This window comes from Niallia sp. MER 6, from assembly GCF_023714395.1.
GTDB lineage: Bacteria > Bacillota > Bacilli > Bacillales > Cytobacillaceae > Niallia.
Window position 1 is genome coordinate 1 of sequence record NZ_JAMAUK010000052.1, and the last position, 15,234, is coordinate 15,234.

Annotated in this window: 15 protein-coding genes, 1 tRNA gene, 1 rRNA gene, 1 other RNA gene and 1 other annotated feature; of the genes, 13 read left to right on the forward strand and 5 right to left on the reverse strand. The window is 38.1% G+C overall.

Translation table 11 applies throughout. The features are described from left to right. Positions 1-84, forward strand: a 5S ribosomal RNA gene (rrf, locus tag M3600_RS26985); the annotation flags it as partial. A 58-nt stretch (positions 85-142) separates the two neighbouring features. Here the strand turns inward: rrf and M3600_RS26990 are convergent. After that, on the reverse strand, positions 143-1,093 hold the full coding sequence (locus M3600_RS26990) for a YaaC family protein (RefSeq protein WP_237940502.1): 951 nt from the start codon (positions 1,091-1,093) through the stop codon (positions 143-145). Between the two features lie 113 nt (positions 1,094-1,206). On the opposite strand from M3600_RS26990, the gene guaB reads away from it, so the two are divergent. The 5 genes from guaB (at position 1,207) to M3600_RS27015 (ending at position 6,961) form a co-directional block, all read left to right on the forward strand. Continuing rightward, positions 1,207-2,673, forward strand: coding sequence for an IMP dehydrogenase (gene guaB, locus M3600_RS26995; protein WP_192486479.1), 1,467 nt, complete (start codon positions 1,207-1,209; stop codon positions 2,671-2,673). A gap of 163 nt (positions 2,674-2,836) precedes the next feature. Next, a complete protein-coding gene (locus tag M3600_RS27000; RefSeq protein WP_311315985.1) occupies positions 2,837-4,168 on the forward strand; it encodes a serine hydrolase in 1,332 nt (443 codons plus the stop codon). A 359-nt stretch (positions 4,169-4,527) separates the two neighbouring features. Continuing rightward, positions 4,528-5,115 (forward strand): pyridoxal 5'-phosphate synthase glutaminase subunit PdxT, encoded by a 588-nt coding sequence (pdxT, locus tag M3600_RS27005; RefSeq protein ID WP_251648275.1) that lies wholly within the window; start codon positions 4,528-4,530, stop codon positions 5,113-5,115. A gap of 61 nt (positions 5,116-5,176) precedes the next feature. Beyond that, positions 5,177-5,403: a binding site (T-box leader), on the forward strand. Between the two features lie 81 nt (positions 5,404-5,484). Further along, on the forward strand, positions 5,485-6,759 hold the full coding sequence (serS, locus tag M3600_RS27010; RefSeq protein WP_192486476.1) for a serine--tRNA ligase: 1,275 nt from the start codon (positions 5,485-5,487) through the stop codon (positions 6,757-6,759). A 109-nt stretch (positions 6,760-6,868) separates the two neighbouring features. Next, positions 6,869-6,961 (forward strand) — tRNA-Ser (locus M3600_RS27015). 111 nt (positions 6,962-7,072) lie between these two features. On the opposite strand, the gene M3600_RS27020 is transcribed toward M3600_RS27015, so the two are convergent. The 4 genes from M3600_RS27020 to M3600_RS27035 all read right to left on the reverse strand — a co-directional run bounded on the left by M3600_RS27020 (position 7,073) and on the right by M3600_RS27035 (position 10,426). Beyond that, positions 7,073-7,741: a deoxynucleoside kinase gene (locus M3600_RS27020; protein WP_192486475.1), complete on the reverse strand. Its 669-nt coding sequence runs from the start codon at positions 7,739-7,741 to the stop codon at positions 7,073-7,075. Next, positions 7,719-8,378 (reverse strand): deoxynucleoside kinase, encoded by a 660-nt coding sequence (locus tag M3600_RS27025; protein ID WP_251648277.1) that lies wholly within the window; start codon positions 8,376-8,378, stop codon positions 7,719-7,721. Before M3600_RS27025 ends, M3600_RS27020 begins: the two co-directional genes overlap by 23 nt. A 161-nt stretch (positions 8,379-8,539) precedes the next feature. Further along, a complete protein-coding gene (locus tag M3600_RS27030; protein WP_192486473.1) occupies positions 8,540-9,823 on the reverse strand; it encodes a glycoside hydrolase family 18 protein in 1,284 nt (427 codons plus the stop codon). Between the two features lie 39 nt (positions 9,824-9,862). Beyond that, positions 9,863-10,426 (reverse strand): cysteine hydrolase family protein, encoded by a 564-nt coding sequence (locus tag M3600_RS27035; RefSeq protein WP_192486472.1) that lies wholly within the window; start codon positions 10,424-10,426, stop codon positions 9,863-9,865. Positions 10,427-10,543: 117 nt separating this feature from the next. On the opposite strand from M3600_RS27035, the gene tadA reads away from it, so the two are divergent. The 7 genes from tadA to M3600_RS27070 all read left to right on the forward strand — a co-directional run bounded on the left by tadA (position 10,544) and on the right by M3600_RS27070 (position 14,871). Beyond that, the gene (tadA, locus tag M3600_RS27040) at positions 10,544-11,062 is read left to right on the forward strand and encodes a tRNA adenosine(34) deaminase TadA (RefSeq protein WP_251648279.1); all 519 of its coding nucleotides are present in this window, start codon (positions 10,544-10,546) and stop codon (positions 11,060-11,062) included. 77 nt (positions 11,063-11,139) lie between these two features. After that, positions 11,140-11,404: signal recognition particle sRNA large type (ffs, locus tag M3600_RS27045), an RNA gene on the forward strand. Between the two features lie 160 nt (positions 11,405-11,564). Then, positions 11,565-13,280 (forward strand): DNA polymerase III subunit gamma/tau, encoded by a 1,716-nt coding sequence (dnaX, locus tag M3600_RS27050; protein ID WP_233319453.1) that lies wholly within the window; start codon positions 11,565-11,567, stop codon positions 13,278-13,280. Positions 13,281-13,364: 84 nt separating this feature from the next. Next, positions 13,365-13,685, forward strand: a complete 321-nt coding sequence (locus M3600_RS27055) for a YbaB/EbfC family nucleoid-associated protein (RefSeq protein ID WP_233319451.1) — start codon at positions 13,365-13,367, stop codon at positions 13,683-13,685. Positions 13,686-13,696: 11 nt separating this feature from the next. Further along, complete coding sequence (gene recR, locus M3600_RS27060; RefSeq protein ID WP_185764898.1) at positions 13,697-14,293, forward strand: recombination mediator RecR; 597 nt, start codon at positions 13,697-13,699, stop codon at positions 14,291-14,293. An 18-nt stretch (positions 14,294-14,311) separates the two neighbouring features. Beyond that, positions 14,312-14,530: a YaaL family protein gene (locus tag M3600_RS27065; protein WP_233319449.1), complete on the forward strand. Its 219-nt coding sequence runs from the start codon at positions 14,312-14,314 to the stop codon at positions 14,528-14,530. 77 nt (positions 14,531-14,607) lie between these two features. Continuing rightward, entirely contained in the window at positions 14,608-14,871 is a 264-nt protein-coding gene (locus M3600_RS27070) for a pro-sigmaK processing inhibitor BofA family protein (protein WP_233319446.1), read from the forward strand. The last annotated feature ends 363 nt before the right edge of the window (positions 14,872-15,234 follow it).

The window sequence follows — 15,234 nt, forward strand, 5'->3', positions numbered from 1 at the left end:
CCCATACCGAACACGGAAGTTAAGCTTCTCAGCGCCGATGGTAGTTGGGGGCTCTCCCCCTGTGAGAGTAGGACGTCGCCAGGCACTTTAAAAAAAGCATCTAGTTTAACTAGGTGCTTTTTGTTTTATTAGGAAATCTAAGCTACATTTTGTTTGCTAAAAATTGAAAGATAAGCTGCGGCCCCTTTTTGGCAGCTATTGATAAAAAGGATTCAATATATGGATAATCTTGATTAGGCATCGTCTTCATCAGTTCACTCCACCACTCTATTTCATACCTGGCAATCATGCTCAAATTATATAATAATAAATAATGCACAAGAATTTCAGGCAACTGTACACTGCGTTTTTCTACCGGAATATAGTATTGAGCATCCGTTACATGGAAGTAGAACGGGGCAGCCGGCTGCAAGCTATCTGAAAAAGAAATATTAAGACTAGTTTTATTCGTGCTTATCCCCTTAATAGGAATTCCTAACTGGTCTTCTAAGTACTGCTGAAAACGGCCTTGACTCATAAAGTAACTATCTAGCACTTTAGAAGGGATGGTTGCTTCTGTACTGGAAAGGGTAACCGGCAAAAAGGTTGGACTTCCTGTGAATATATGGAATAAGTCATTAAGTTCAGGTATTTGTTTTAATAGTTCACCCATATTAAACTTCTCTCCTTCAATTGAAGGAAGCTGAAACATATTCTCCGACATACATGCAAATAATCCGTTTTTTTGAATTTTTATTTCATCCTTAAAAAATAAGTATTGTTGTTTTTTTCTTTTTCTTGTTGAGACACCATGAGCTAGTACAGAGGTACTGCTTGGATAGGCAGGATCTATTGTAAGGAGACAAGCTTTTATTAGATGAACAAACCCGTAAAAAAGTAAAACTGGCTGGATATTTATTGGTGAGTTTAGGGCTTGTTGATAATAGAGCTTACCATGCTCAAGAAAATAAATAAATGGATAGCAGTTTTGATAGCTCTTCGTATCGACATCACTGGTATGTAGTAATTTATAGCATTTTTTTAGAAAAAGCTGGGAATATTCTGCGGAAAAAAAGCAGCTAAACGAGTCCCAGTCCTTATAAGAACTGTACATATGTTTGCCTCCTGAATTTTTTGAAAAATGAAACTTATTGAACTAACCTTGACAGTATTTTGTCCAATTGATAACCTACTAATAATATTTTTTTACTAAATGGAGGCGTTAAAATGTGGGAAAGTAAATTTGCTAAAGAAGGTTTAACCTTTGATGATGTTTTATTGATACCTGCCAAATCAGAAGTATTGCCAAGAGATGTAAGCTTAAAAGTAGAATTGGCGTCTAATTTAAAATTAAATATCCCATTGATTAGTGCGGGTATGGATACTGTAACAGAGGCTGAAATGGCAATCTCAATCGCTAGACAAGGCGGAATGGGAATCATTCACAAAAATATGTCAATTGAACAGCAAGCTGAGCAAGTAGATAAAGTTAAACGCTCTGAGAGTGGTGTAATTACTGATCCATTTTTTCTAACTCCAGACCATCAAGTATTTGATGCAGAACATCTGATGTCAAAATATCGCATTTCAGGTGTACCTATCGTTAATAACCATGATGAGCAAAAACTTGTAGGTATCATAACAAACAGAGACCTTCGTTTCATTGAAGACTTTTCCATTAAAATTAGTGATGTAATGACTAAGGACAACTTAGTAACGGCTCCAGTAGGTACAACATTAGAGGAAGCAGAAAAAATTCTGCAAAGACATAAAATTGAAAAGCTGCCTCTTATCAATGAAGAGGGAGTTTTGAAAGGCCTTATTACAATTAAAGATATTGAAAAGGTTATTGAGTTCCCTAACTCTGCTAAAGATGCACAAGGTAGATTGCTTGTAGGTGCTGCTGTAGGCGTAACGAGCGATGCTATTAAAAGGGTTGAGCTTTTAGTTAAGTCCCAAGTAGATGCTATCGTTATTGATACTGCTCATGGACATTCTAAAGGTGTTCTAGACGGTATTAGAGATATAAGGAATGCTTTCCCTGATTTAACTATTATCGCTGGGAATGTAGCTACTGCTGAAGGTACAAGAGCACTTATAGAAGCAGGAGCAGATGTGGTGAAGGTAGGAATCGGACCAGGATCAATCTGTACGACTAGGGTTGTTGCAGGTGTTGGTGTTCCACAAATTACGGCAGTTTATGATTGTGCAACAGAAGCTAGAAAACACGGTAAAGCAATCATTGCTGACGGAGGAATTAAATATTCAGGAGATATCGTAAAAGCACTGGCTGCTGGCGGACATGCTGTTATGTTGGGAAGCCTTCTTGCTGGGGTATCTGAAAGCCCTGGAGAAACGGAAATATTCCAAGGCAGACGCTTTAAAGTATACAGAGGTATGGGTTCTGTATCAGCAATGGAAAAAGGATCTAAAGACCGCTACTTCCAAGAAGATAACAAAAAATTTGTTCCTGAAGGTATTGAAGGGCGACTTCCATATAAAGGACCTCTTTCTGATACAATTTATCAGCTAGTAGGCGGTATCCGTTCTGGTATGGGATATTGTGGTGCGAAAGATCTTCTTGATTTGAGAGAAAATACACAATTTGTAAAAATGACAGGCGCTGGTTTAAGAGAAAGCCATCCGCATGATGTCCAAATTACAAAAGAAGCTCCAAACTACTCTATTTCTTAAGTAGTTTTGCAATTGTTACGGAATATTACAATAGATGGTGAACTCTATCACCGTCTATTTTTTTTGTTTTTTTTATGGTAAACTGTACAAGGGAAATTCTTAATTTAAAAAAATAATTTAAAGTTTAATAGATAATAATAATGTGTTGGAGGTTTTATCATTGATGCAATTAAAAAAGTGGACGCTGTATGTACTTATGGCCGTGCTTTTCGTGAGCACCGTTGCTGCAGGTCTACCGCAACAAGCAAAGGCAGCTGAGAATGAGGATACTTTAGGATTGGAAGCTGGTGCAGCTATACTAGTTGATGCTGCCACGGGGGAAATATTATACGAAAAGAACGCAGATAAACTAATGGGTGTAGCATCCATGTCAAAAATGATGACAGAATATATTGTCCTTGAAGCAATAAAAGAAGGAAAAATTAGCTGGGATCAAAAGGTTAAAATAAATAATTATATTCACCGTTTATCTGGTGCTCCTGGTCTTTCTAACATAGGATTGACAGAGGGGGAAGAATACACTGTAAAAGAGCTTTACCAAGCGATGGGTATATTTTCTGGCAATGCTGCGACAGTAGCATTGGCTGAACTAATTGCTGGAACAGAAAAAAACTATATTAATGTTATGAATGAAAAGGCAGAGGAGCTCGGGCTTAAAGATTATAAGTTTGTAAACTCATCTGGATTAAATAACAGCGACTTATTGGGCAATCACCCTGCAGGCAGTGAAACAGATGAAAATGAGATGTCTGCGAAAACTGTTGCATCACTTGCTTATCACTTGCTGAATGATTACCCTGAAGTGCTGGAGACATCTGGCATGCCAAGGCTAAAATTCCGTGATGGTAGAACATATGATAACTTTAACTGGCTGTTGCCTTCTTTGGTGTTTGGATATGAAGGAGCAGATGGTCTTAAAACAGGTTCTACAGATTATGCAGGCTACAATGTAACTGCAACAGCTAAACGCGGAGATCAACGTGTTATTGCAGTAATTATGAAGAGCGAAACGAAAAACAGCCGTTTCACAGACGCAACTAAACTGTTGAATTATGGCTTTAACAATTTCAGCACAGAAGAGATTCTTCCTGCGGGTTACACAGTAAAGGGAAATGAATCTGTTAAAGTAACAAAAGGTAAAGAAGACTCTGTAAAAATTCAAACAAGCGATGCTGTTAATTTAGTGATTAAAAAAGAAGATAAAGAAAACTATGTGGCAAAGCTAGTATTGGATGACAAAAAGTTAAACAGCAAGGGTGAACTGGCAGCTCCAGTCAAAAAAGGTGATAAGGTTGGTTATATTACTTTAGAGACAAAGGATGGAAAAGCAGTTCCGTTCTTAACTAGTGATGGATCAGAAAAGGCAAGCGTTGATGTTGTTGCTGCCGAAACAGTTGAAAAAGCAAACTGGTTCGTATTAGCAATGCGTGGCGTAGGTTCATTCTTTGCAAATATTTGGGATAGTGTTTCATCCACAGTAAAAGGATGGTTTTAATAAGAAAAGAAATGGTTCCTGTCTTGACAGGAACCATTTTTTATTGTTTATTTTCATTAGGGAAATTTATACAATACAACTCATATTCTTTTGGTCAATTAAGCAGGCTCTGCGAATAGAAGGCGGAAATAGGGGGCTTTGAATGATTATAGCTACGGAGAAACTGGCAGATAACCATAAGTACATTGTAGTTCGGGATGTTATTAACACAGAATATATAAAAATTCGCTAAAGCCTTAGAACATTACCAAGATGAAGATCTGAAAAAAACTGATTACAGCTATTTGGCGATGAGATTGTAAGTTTGGGGACCAGAAGCGTACATGAAGGAGCATAGCTGGTAATAAGGAGATAAAACTATGACAGATATAAAAGTAGGTGTTCTTGGCCTTCAGGGAGCTGTTAGAGAACATATGAATGCAATAGAAGCTAATGGAGCAACGGCAGTTCTTGTGAAAAATAAAGAAGAACTGAACGAGGTTGACGGTTTGATTATTCCAGGCGGCGAAAGCACAACAATGCGTCGACTTATTGATAAGTATGATTTTATGAATCCTTTAAAGAAGTTTGCTGAATCAGGAAAACCGATGTTTGGGACATGTGCAGGCTTAATCCTTTTAGCAAAATCAATTGAAGGTTATAAAGAGCCCCATATCGGCGTTATGGATGTTCATGTGGAAAGAAATTCTTTCGGCCGTCAAGTGGACAGTTTTGAAGCAAATTTGGATATAGCTAATGTAGCTGAGGATTTCACTGCTGTATTTATAAGAGCACCGCATATTGTAAGTGCAGGTGAGAATGTGGAAGTACTTGCTAAGCATAACGGCAGGATTGTAGCAGCGAGAGAAGGACAATTTCTTGGTTGTTCCTTCCATCCAGAGCTGACACAAGATCACCGGTTGACAGGATATTTCATTTCTATGGTAGATGAATCAAAAAAGAACTAATTTGTATATAGTGGTTGAACTTTGTTCATAATTATAGTACGATGAAAAAAACTTTTATATGACATCTACACTGATAGGAATCAGTAGCAGGAATACATTATTCTAAAGAGAGCCGATGGCTGGTGTGAATCGGTGAATAAAGCCTGTGAATCCATCCTAGAGTAAAAACAAGGAAAGCCATGTAAGATGGCAAGTAATTGTTTTCGGCTAAAAACCGTTATGTATTTAAGGTGGAAAGCATATTTGCTTTCAACTAGGGTGGCAACGCGGGTAACTCTCGTCCCTTTTTTGGGGACGGGAGTTTTTTGTGTTCTTCTAAAGGGTTTATCGTTTAGAGCATATAGCTAAAAAAGCAAGGAGGAAGAATACATGCTTGATATTAAGTTTGTACGTGCTAATTTTGAATTTGTAAAAGAACAGCTTCAGCATCGAGGCGAAGATCTGTCAGAATTGGATCATTTTGAGGAGCTTGACACAAGAAGAAGAGAGCTGATTGTAGAAACAGAACAACTAAAAAGCAGAAGAAATGAGGTATCCCAACAAGTTGCTGCACTTAAGCGTGAAAAGAAGGATGCTGAATCTTTAATTTTGGAAATGCGTGAAGTTGGTGACAAAATTAAAGGATTTGATGATGAGCTTCGTCAGGTTGAAGAGAGACTGCAGGCAATTATGCTCGGAATACCAAACCTTCCCCACGAAAGTGTACCTGTTGGTGAAACAGAGGATGATAATGTAGAGATCAGAAAATGGGGAGAGGTAAGAAATTTTGATTTTGAACCGAAACCACATTGGGATGTAGCGACAGAGCTGGATTTACTTGATTTCGAAAGAGCAGCAAAAGTTACTGGAAGCCGTTTTGTGTTTTATAAAGGGCTTGGTGCCAGACTAGAAAGAGCACTATTTAACTTTATGCTCGACCTTCATACAGAAGAGCATGGCTACAAGGAAGTTATTCCTCCATTTTTAGTCAATAGAGCAAGCTTAACAGGAACAGGGCAGCTTCCTAAATTTGAAGAAGATGCGTTCTTGATTGAAAAAGAGGATTACTTCCTAATCCCTACATCTGAGGTGCCTGTAACTAACCTGCATCGTGATGAAATATTAGATGGTGATCAGCTGCCGATCAAATATGCTGCTTTCAGTGCAAACTTCCGCTCTGAAGCTGGGTCTGCAGGAAGAGATACAAGAGGGCTAATCAGACAGCATCAATTTAATAAAGTAGAATTGGTTAAGTTTGTTAAACCGGAAGATTCTTACGAAGAGCTGGAAAAACTGACAGCAAACGCAGAGCGAGTATTACAGCTATTAGGCCTGCCATATCGTGTTTTAAGCATGTGCACAGGTGATTTAGGCTTTACAGCAGCGAAAAAATATGATGTTGAAGTATGGATACCAAGCTATGGTTCATATCGAGAAATTTCTTCTTGCAGTAACTTTGAAGCATTCCAAGCAAGAAGAGCAAACATCCGTTTCCGCAGGGAAGCAAAAGGCAAGCCAGAGCATGTTCATACACTTAATGGTTCAGGCCTTGCAATAGGGCGTACAGTGGCAGCAATATTAGAGAATTATCAGCAAGAGGACGGCAGTGTAGTGATTCCAGAAGTACTGCGTCCATATATGGGAAATAGAGAGGTTATAGGCTGATTAATTGGGCATTATAAAATATATAGAAGAAGCGAATGCTTCTTCTATATATTTATTGAATAAATGTTGACAGTAAAAGCTACATATGATATATTGTTATCTGTCTGATGGAGGAATACCCAAGTCCGGCTGAAGGGATCGGTCTTGAAAACCGACAGGCGGGTCAAACCGCGCAGGGGTTCGAATCCCCTTTCCTCCTCCATAGTTATTTTACTAATATCGCGCATAAATATTGGAGATATAAAAGTCTGCTGTTTACAGCAGGCTTTTTTTGTTTTCCTATGTAAAAAAAGAAGAGGAATAATCCTCTTCTTTATCTTTTTACAAGATTCTTTTGCTGAAGAATAACAGATATCTTCTCAATTATCGGTTCGATAGCAGAACTTCCTTCTGTTGCATCATAGTCGTTTATGTTCAATCGCAAGACTGGACATGAACTAAAGGAATCAATCCACTTCTCATAGCGAGTATGCATTTCTTGCCAATACTCTACAGGAGTTTCTTTTTCCATAGTCCGTCCTCGTTTGTCAATTCTCGTAAGTATGTCATCTAATGAACCTTCTAAATAGATCAGCAAGTCTGGATGCGGGAAATAGGGTGTCATTACCATTGCATCGAACAAGCTTGTATATGTTTCGTAATCTGTTTCAGACATTGTGCCTTTTTCATAATGCATTCTTGCGAAAATACCTGTATCTTCGTAAATAGAACGGTCCTGAATAAAACCTCCGCCATATTCAAAGATTTTCTTTTGTTCTTTAAACCTTTCTGCCAAGAAGTACACCTGCAAATGGAAACTCCATCTACTGAAATCTTGATAAAATTTATCTAAATATGGGTTCGTATCTACCTTTTCAAAAGATGTGCGGAATTGAAGTGCATCAGCAAGAGCATTAGTCAATGTGGACTTGCCGACACCGACTGTTCCGGCAATTGTAATTACAGAATTGCTTGGAATATTATATTTCGTGCGTAGGTTCATGTGTATAGGCTCCTAATTTTAATGTTTGCTTCACTTTATCTATAATAGTTTCAAGATCAGCTTTATTTTTCACAAAGTCTAATGTATCGCCATTGAATGACAGCACCGGGATATGAGGATGCTGTTCTTGGTACTGCTCCATCACTTCATGATAATCGGTTGATAATTGCTCTAAATAAAGAGGGCTAATATTTTTTTCAATATCTCTATCCCTTTGTTGGATACGGTCCATCAGAGTATCTAAACTAGCATGTAGATAGATGATAATGTTTGGCGCAGGTAAATCCTCTGTTAAAACATCATATATACGTATATATTTTGTTAGTTCTTTCTCTTTTAGTGTTCTCTTTGCGAAAATTAAATTCTTTAATATATGATAATCAGCTACCACGGGAATATTCTTGTCCAAGTAATGGGATTGAATATCATTAAGCTGTTTGTATCGATTACATAAAAAGAACATTTCCGTTTGGAAGCTCCATTCATCAATGTTCTCGTAAAATTTACCTAAAAAAGGGTTTTCCTCGACTATTTCCTTTAATAGATGATATTGAAAATGTTCAGAAAGCAGCTTCGCTAAGGAAGTTTTTCCAACACCAATAGGACCTTCTACTGTAATAAAAGGGATATTGTTCAATGCTTGTCCCTCCTGATTTATAAAATATGATAAAAAAAGACATATGAAGTCATTTTAACACATGAAAAGCGGTTATGGACATTAACTAGTGTTAAATAAAAGTGCATATTATTTCCTGGAAAAAGGCTGCCTAACAAGAGGCAGCCTTTGAAGTGTAGTGGTTATCTTTTTGTGACGTTAAAGTTATCTGATATGAGCAGCCAGTTTTGCGGAAACGATAGTCCGAGCTTCCAATAACTTACACCTCTGATATTCAATTCCTTTACTAGATCAAATTTTGCCTGTATAGACCTAGCATCTTCAAACCATACTTCATGCTGCCTTCCTTGTGCATCTGTATAGTTGAAGTGAGGCGCCTGTGCATTTGTATCGTAAAGGATAGCAACATTATTGTCAGCTGCCAGTTGAATGGCGCTCTGAGGACTTAAAGCTTTTGCGACTGAACCCTGTACAAAAGGAAGTGTCCAATCATACCCGTAAAGGTTTTGACCCATCATTATTTTGTTGGAGGGCATCTCGGTAATGGCATATTCAAGGACATTGCGCACTGGGCCAATGGGAGATACTGCCATAGCTGGTCCGCCGCTGTAGCCCCACTCATATGTCATTATTACAACAAAGTCGACAATTTGCCCGTGAGCACGGTAATCATGAGCTTCATACCATTTTCCTTTCTGCCCAGCGCTGGTTTTAGGGGCTAGAGCAGTGGAAAGCAGCCAGCCTTCCTGTGAGAAACGGGCTTTGGCTTTACGTAAAAACGAATTATAAGCTTCCCGATCAGCAGGACGCAAAAACTCAAAATCAAAATGAATGTCTCTAAAGCCATATTTTTTAGCTGTTGACACAATATTATTTAAAAAGGTATTCTGGATGGCTTGATCATTTAATAATATTCGGCCAAGCTCATCACTGAACTGGTCATTCTCTTGATTTGTGATAACCATCATCAGTACATTATTATTATTTGCTGCAATAGTAGGGAAATTATTAAGTAAAGGTTCCTTCAGCTTGCCATCTCTTAACGCTTGGAAGCTGAAAGGTGCGAGATAGGTGAGATAAGGTGCTGCTTCCCTTGCGGAAGACTCAAGAACAGGAGCTACAGTTGTTCCTCTAGGTTCAACATATGCATTAAACTCTCCTGCGCGTTTAGTTTGCTGTGGTATATATAAACGGTAACCTACTGTTAAAGGACTGTTTGGCGAGATTCTGTTGACGCTGGCAAGCTGTTGATAGGAAATGCCAAATCTCCTTGAGATAGACCATAAGCTGTCCCCTGGCTGCACCCAATAAAACCGCCCGACAATTGGAATAACTAATGCTTGACCTATGACGAGCTTATTAGGGTTAGGCAACTCATTTGCCTCTGCTATATTAGCTGCAGTAGTTCCATAAGCTTGAGCAATGCCTGTCAATGACTGGTTTGCCTGCACAACATGTATTTGCATGGGAAATCCCCTCCTGCTGTTAAAATTACTTATTGCAGTTTATGTTTGAAGTGGGGACGACATGATATTATTTTTTTCATACTTAAATATTTTTGCTTTCATTACGTTCTTCATCATTGTTAAAGCATAAACATTGTCTTTTTCATCGACAGAGGCGATGGCATTGTCAGGAACAATAATAGAGTATTCTCGCATATAAGCATCATTAGCTGTAAATAGGACACAAATATTGCCGGCAATGCCTGTCAGGATAAGCTCATCCACCTTAAGCTGATGGAGAAGTGTGTTTAATGCAGTGCCGTAAAAGGCGGAATGCTTCGGTTTTATTAAAAAGTAATCTGCCTTTTGTGGTGCTATCTTCTCAAGGATGTTGTGGCTGTATTCATTAGAACAATAATCAATGATACTGTTTATATCTGCTTTCCATAAGCTATAATGGTCATTGATATAGATTACAGGAATATTGGACTTATAACAGTACTTCTTTAAAGCAAAAATGTTTTCTGCGATTGCAGCAGCTTTTTCAGCCAAAACTTTTCCATGCTGAAATTGGAAGTCATTAATCATATCAATTATTAAAAGTGCCTTAGATGAAGTGCTCATAGTAACCTCTCTTTATTGAGTTATTAGGAATGATGACATTAGTTTAAGTAACTTTGTGAAAATAAATTACAGTTGGCAAGAAAAATGACAGTATGCACAGGGTGATGAAAAGTGGAAATAGAAAAAAATGATAGGTATTTCATGCAGATAGCTATAGAGGAGGCAAAGAAAGCAGGAGCTATTGGGGAAGTGCCAATAGGAGCTGTTATTGTACTCGATGGAGAGGTTATTGCAAAAGCGCATAACTTGCGCGAGGCAGAGCAAACTGCAATTGCTCATGCTGAGCTTCTGGCAATAGATATAGCTTGCAAAGAGACAGGAAGCTGGAGGCTGGATAATGCAGTGCTCTATGTTACTTTAGAACCGTGTGCTATGTGCTCAGGTGCTATCATACTCTCAAGAGTTAAAAAGGTAGTATATGGTGCAAGTGACCCTAAGGGAGGCTGTGCTGGTACTTTTATGAATCTTCTTCAGGATGATCGGTTTAATCACCAATCTGAAGTAGTATCAGGAGTGCTCAAGGAGGAAACAGGAGAGCTTTTGACTAACTTCTTCCGTGAACTTCGTGCAAAAAAGAAAGCTGAAAAGAAGAAGAAGAAGGCTGAAATAGAAATTACAAAAATTAACAGCTTATAATTATTGCTTTTTTGTTTGAATATAAGTATACTTAGTTTGTGTCCAAGATGACACATTAAAATTTGGTATCAAGTTTGTCGTGCTAAGCGGGGAGGTAGCGGTGCCCTGTACTCGCAATCCGCTCTAGCGAGGCTGAATTCCTTTCTGAGGCTAGTGTCCTGTAGGGTCTGCCTTAAGCAAGTGGTGTTGACGTCCGGGTCCTGCGCAATGGGAATCCATGAACTATGTCAGGTCCGGAAGGAAGCAGCATTAAGTGGACACCCCCATGTGCCGCAGGGTTGCCTGGACTGAGCTAACTGCTTAAGTAACGCTTATGGGAGCTAGTCGACGAAAGGTGCACGGCAGTTTAATATTATAATTAAAAGACTCATTCTTCTAAAAGAGTGAGTCTTTTTGATTATATAGTTTTGGATACATAACAATAACAATGTCCATTGTTTTAATGTAAAAATATATTTAGATAAGATATAATAATGAGAGCAGATAGAAAGGAGGGCGGACGATGAATTATCAAGCATTATACCGAGTATGGAGACCACAGCAGTTTATTGATGTAGTAGGTCAGGAACATATAACGAAAACACTCCAAAATGCCCTTCTTCAGCAAAAAACAACTCATGCATATTTGTTCTCTGGACCAAGGGGTACTGGTAAAACTAGTGCGGCAAAAATTTTAGCAAAAGCAGTCAACTGTGAAAGAGCACCAATCAGTGAGCCTTGTAATGAATGTGCCGCCTGTAAAGGAATTACGGATGGTTCCATACCGGATGTAATAGAGATAGATGCTGCTTCGAATAATGGAGTAGAAGAGATAAGAGATATAAGAGATAAAGTAAAATACGCTCCAAGCTCTGTTCCGTATAAAGTTTATATAATAGATGAAGTTCATATGCTCTCTATTGGGGCATTTAATGCTTTGTTGAAAACACTTGAGGAACCTCCTAAGCACGTTATTTTTATATTAGCTACTACAGAGCCGCATAAAATTCCATTAACAATCATCTCTAGATGTCAGCGCTTTGACTTTAGACGAATTACTGCCCACTCTATTGTAAAGAGAATGAAGCTAATTATAGATGAATCCGGCATTTCATGTGACGATAAGGCGTTGCAGATGATAGCAAGAGCGGCTGATGGCGGTATGCGGGATGCATTAAGCCTGCTTGATCAAGCCATTTCCTACAGCCAGGAAAGTGTCACTGTGGAAGATGCGCTTACTGTGACTGGGGCTGTTTCCCAAGGGTTTCTTAACGACTTAGCGAAAGCAGTCTATGAAAAAGATACGGTTAAAGGATTACAATCATTAGATGAACTCCTATTTTCAGGGAAAGACCCCTCAAGGTTTATTGAAGACTTTATCTTCTTTTACAGGGATATGCTTCTATATAAGACAGCACCAAACTTAGAAGAGTCATTAGAGCGGGTTATGCTTGATGATGAGTTCAGAAACTTGGCTGACTCGTATGGACAAGAACAAATTTATGAATTGATTGGTTTGCTGAATAAGACGCAGCAGGATATGCGCTGGACTAATCATCCTAGAATTTTCCTAGAGGTAGCAATTGTTAAATTGTGTCAAATGGCTATCTCTTCTCCAACACAAGACACAGGAGCCTTTTCGAACACGGAAATACAAGGGCTTATTTCAAAAATAAACAGTCTCGAAGAGGAACTTGCAAGAATTAGGCAATCGGGAGTAACAAGTTCAGCCGAGGAAGCTGCACCACAGAAAAAGGTGAGAGCAACTCGGAAAGGATTTCAAGCGCCTACTGGTAAAATTAATGAGATACTTAAGCAGGCAACGAAGCAAGAACTTCAAAACATTAAGAGTAATTGGGGTAATATGCTTGGACAGCTTGTTAAAAACCAGATGAGATCTCAAGCTGCTCTTTTAAATGAAGCCGAACCTGTTGCTGCATCTACGGACTCAATCGTTATCAAATTTAAATATGAAATCCACTGTCAAATGGCTTTGGATAATGTTAAATTTATAGAGACAATCACGTTATCTCTTCAGCAGCTGCTAGGCAGAAGGTATAAATTAGTAGGTGTCCCTGAAGAACAATGGCTAAAAATAAGAGAAGATTTTTTAAGCAGTTCCCATCATGCAGGATCCGATGAGGAAAATGAGGGAAATCACGTAAATCAGGCAGATGACCCGGTAGTTGCAGAGGCAAGAAAACTATTTGGTGAAGAATTGCTTGAAGTGAAGGACTGATTGTTGAACGACAGGAGAAATTTGCATATTATATTAAATATGCAAAAGGAATAAATAACTTTAAATGAAAATGGAGGAATTCTTATGCGCGGAATGGGTAATATGCAAAATATGATGAAGCAAATGCAAAAAATGCAAAAGAAAATGGCGGAAGCTCAAGAGGAACTTGGAGAAAAAAGAATTGAAGGTTCTGCTGGCGGCGGAATGGTAACAGTAATCGTTACAGGACATAAAGAAATAGTGGATGTAGTAATCAAGGAAGAGGTTGTAGATCCAGAAGACGTAGAAATGCTCCAAGATCTTGTGCTTGCAGCTACAAATGACGCATTGAAAAAAGCGGATGAGCTAACAAACTCAACAATGGGGCAATTTACAAAAGGACTTAATCTTCCTGGAATGTTCTAAGGAGGAGTTTCATGCATTATCCTGAACCAATATCAAAGCTGATAGACAGCTTTATGAAATTGCCAGGAATCGGCCCGAAAACGGCTGCTCGACTGGCGTTTTTTGTATTAAATATGAAAGAAGATACTGTTCTAGATTTCGCAAAAGCACTAGTCAATGCAAAACGAAATTTAACTTATTGTTCCGTATGCGGTCATATAACGGATCAGGACCCATGTTATATATGTGAGGATACTAGAAGAAATCGTAAGATAATCTGTGTAGTTCAAGATCCGAAAGATGTCATCGCCATGGAAAAGATGAAGGAATTTGACGGATTGTATCACGTTTTGCATGGTGCTATCTCACCAATGGATGGTATTGGTCCAGAGGACATTAATGTTCCATCTCTCATCAAGCGTTTGCAGGAAAGTGATGTAGAAGAGGTAATTATGGCTACTAACCCAAATATAGAGGGAGAAGCAACCGCTATGTATATCTCCCGTCTGTTAAAACCATCGGGGATTAAGATAACAAGGATAGCGCATGGCTTACCTGTAGGCGGAGATCTGGAATATGCAGATGAGGTTACTTTATCTAAAGCGCTTGAGGGCAGAAGAGAAGTATAATCAGAGGGAGGATAAAGTATGCTTTTTCGCCGAAAAGGAAAGTTGAGAAAAGAATTCGATGAGAAGTTATTAGTTCAGTTTCATGAAACAAAAAAACACTGGCTAAAAGAAAAGTCGATACTCGAAAAAAGCTTTGACCCTTCTGATGAGGTCATTTGTGCTGCAAAACTGACTGAAGCAAAGTATTTCTTTCTTTTTAAAGAGGCTAAAGAGAGAAATGTTAATTTAATGAAATAATAGAAGCACTCCCTAGTTCTTTTTTGTGGTAGTTGGACATACCTTTTAATACAAAAAGAACTAGGGAGGTTTTGTTTGTGAGCCCAGTTGTCATTATTTCTATTGTCAGTGGTTTGATTGTCCTTCTTCTGATAATAGGTACTCCCATTAAACCATTGCGTTTTGTAGGACAAGGGTTGATTAAAATTGTAATAGGTGCTCTTTTCCTTTTCTTCCTCAATGCTATTGGGACTAAGTATGGCATACACGTGCCGATCAATATTGCGACATCTACTGTTTCTGGAATTTTAGGTATTCCAGGTGTCGTTGCACTTGTAGCAATTCAACAATATATATTATAAGGGCAAGTTAGTATAAAGAGCAGACTGCTAAGTTTTAGCTGTCTGTTTTTTATTTAACGTCTATTATAAATAAATGTTTAAAAAGTTTAAAAAAGATGTTGACTAGGAAATAACATGCTGGTAATATTATAAAAGTCGCAGCAAGCAATTAATAACTAGTTAAAAATTATTAATTTATCTGTTGACATTTATAATATGTAAATGATAATATATAAAAGTTGCTTCTGATAGCAACGGAAAAATTGCTCTTTGAAAACTGAACAAACAAAACGTCAACAATAATCGTTTTTATAACTTGCGTTATAAAGATGAAAACAAAGTAACAAAAAGCTAGAGTTTAGCAAATGAGCTAATCTTACTCTT

Coding starts and splice junctions, on each gene's coding strand:
- M3600_RS26990 (WP_237940502.1), bottom strand. CDS start 1,093: ATGTACAGTTCTTATAAGGACTGGGACTCGTTTAGCTGCTTTTTTTCC.
- guaB (WP_192486479.1), top strand. CDS start 1,207: ATGTGGGAAAGTAAATTTGCTAAAGAAGGTTTAACCTTTGATGATGTT.
- M3600_RS27000 (WP_311315985.1), top strand. CDS start 2,837: ATGCAATTAAAAAAGTGGACGCTGTATGTACTTATGGCCGTGCTTTTC.
- pdxT (WP_251648275.1), top strand. CDS start 4,528: ATGACAGATATAAAAGTAGGTGTTCTTGGCCTTCAGGGAGCTGTTAGA.
- serS (WP_192486476.1), top strand. CDS start 5,485: ATGCTTGATATTAAGTTTGTACGTGCTAATTTTGAATTTGTAAAAGAA.
- M3600_RS27020 (WP_192486475.1), bottom strand. CDS start 7,741: ATGAACCTACGCACGAAATATAATATTCCAAGCAATTCTGTAATTACA.
- M3600_RS27030 (WP_192486473.1), bottom strand. CDS start 9,823: ATGCAAATACATGTTGTGCAGGCAAACCAGTCATTGACAGGCATTGCT.
- M3600_RS27035 (WP_192486472.1), bottom strand. CDS start 10,426: ATGAGCACTTCATCTAAGGCACTTTTAATAATTGATATGATTAATGAC.
- dnaX (WP_233319453.1), top strand. CDS start 11,565: ATGAATTATCAAGCATTATACCGAGTATGGAGACCACAGCAGTTTATT.
- M3600_RS27055 (WP_233319451.1), top strand. CDS start 13,365: ATGCGCGGAATGGGTAATATGCAAAATATGATGAAGCAAATGCAAAAA.
- recR (WP_185764898.1), top strand. CDS start 13,697: ATGCATTATCCTGAACCAATATCAAAGCTGATAGACAGCTTTATGAAA.
- M3600_RS27065 (WP_233319449.1), top strand. CDS start 14,312: ATGCTTTTTCGCCGAAAAGGAAAGTTGAGAAAAGAATTCGATGAGAAG.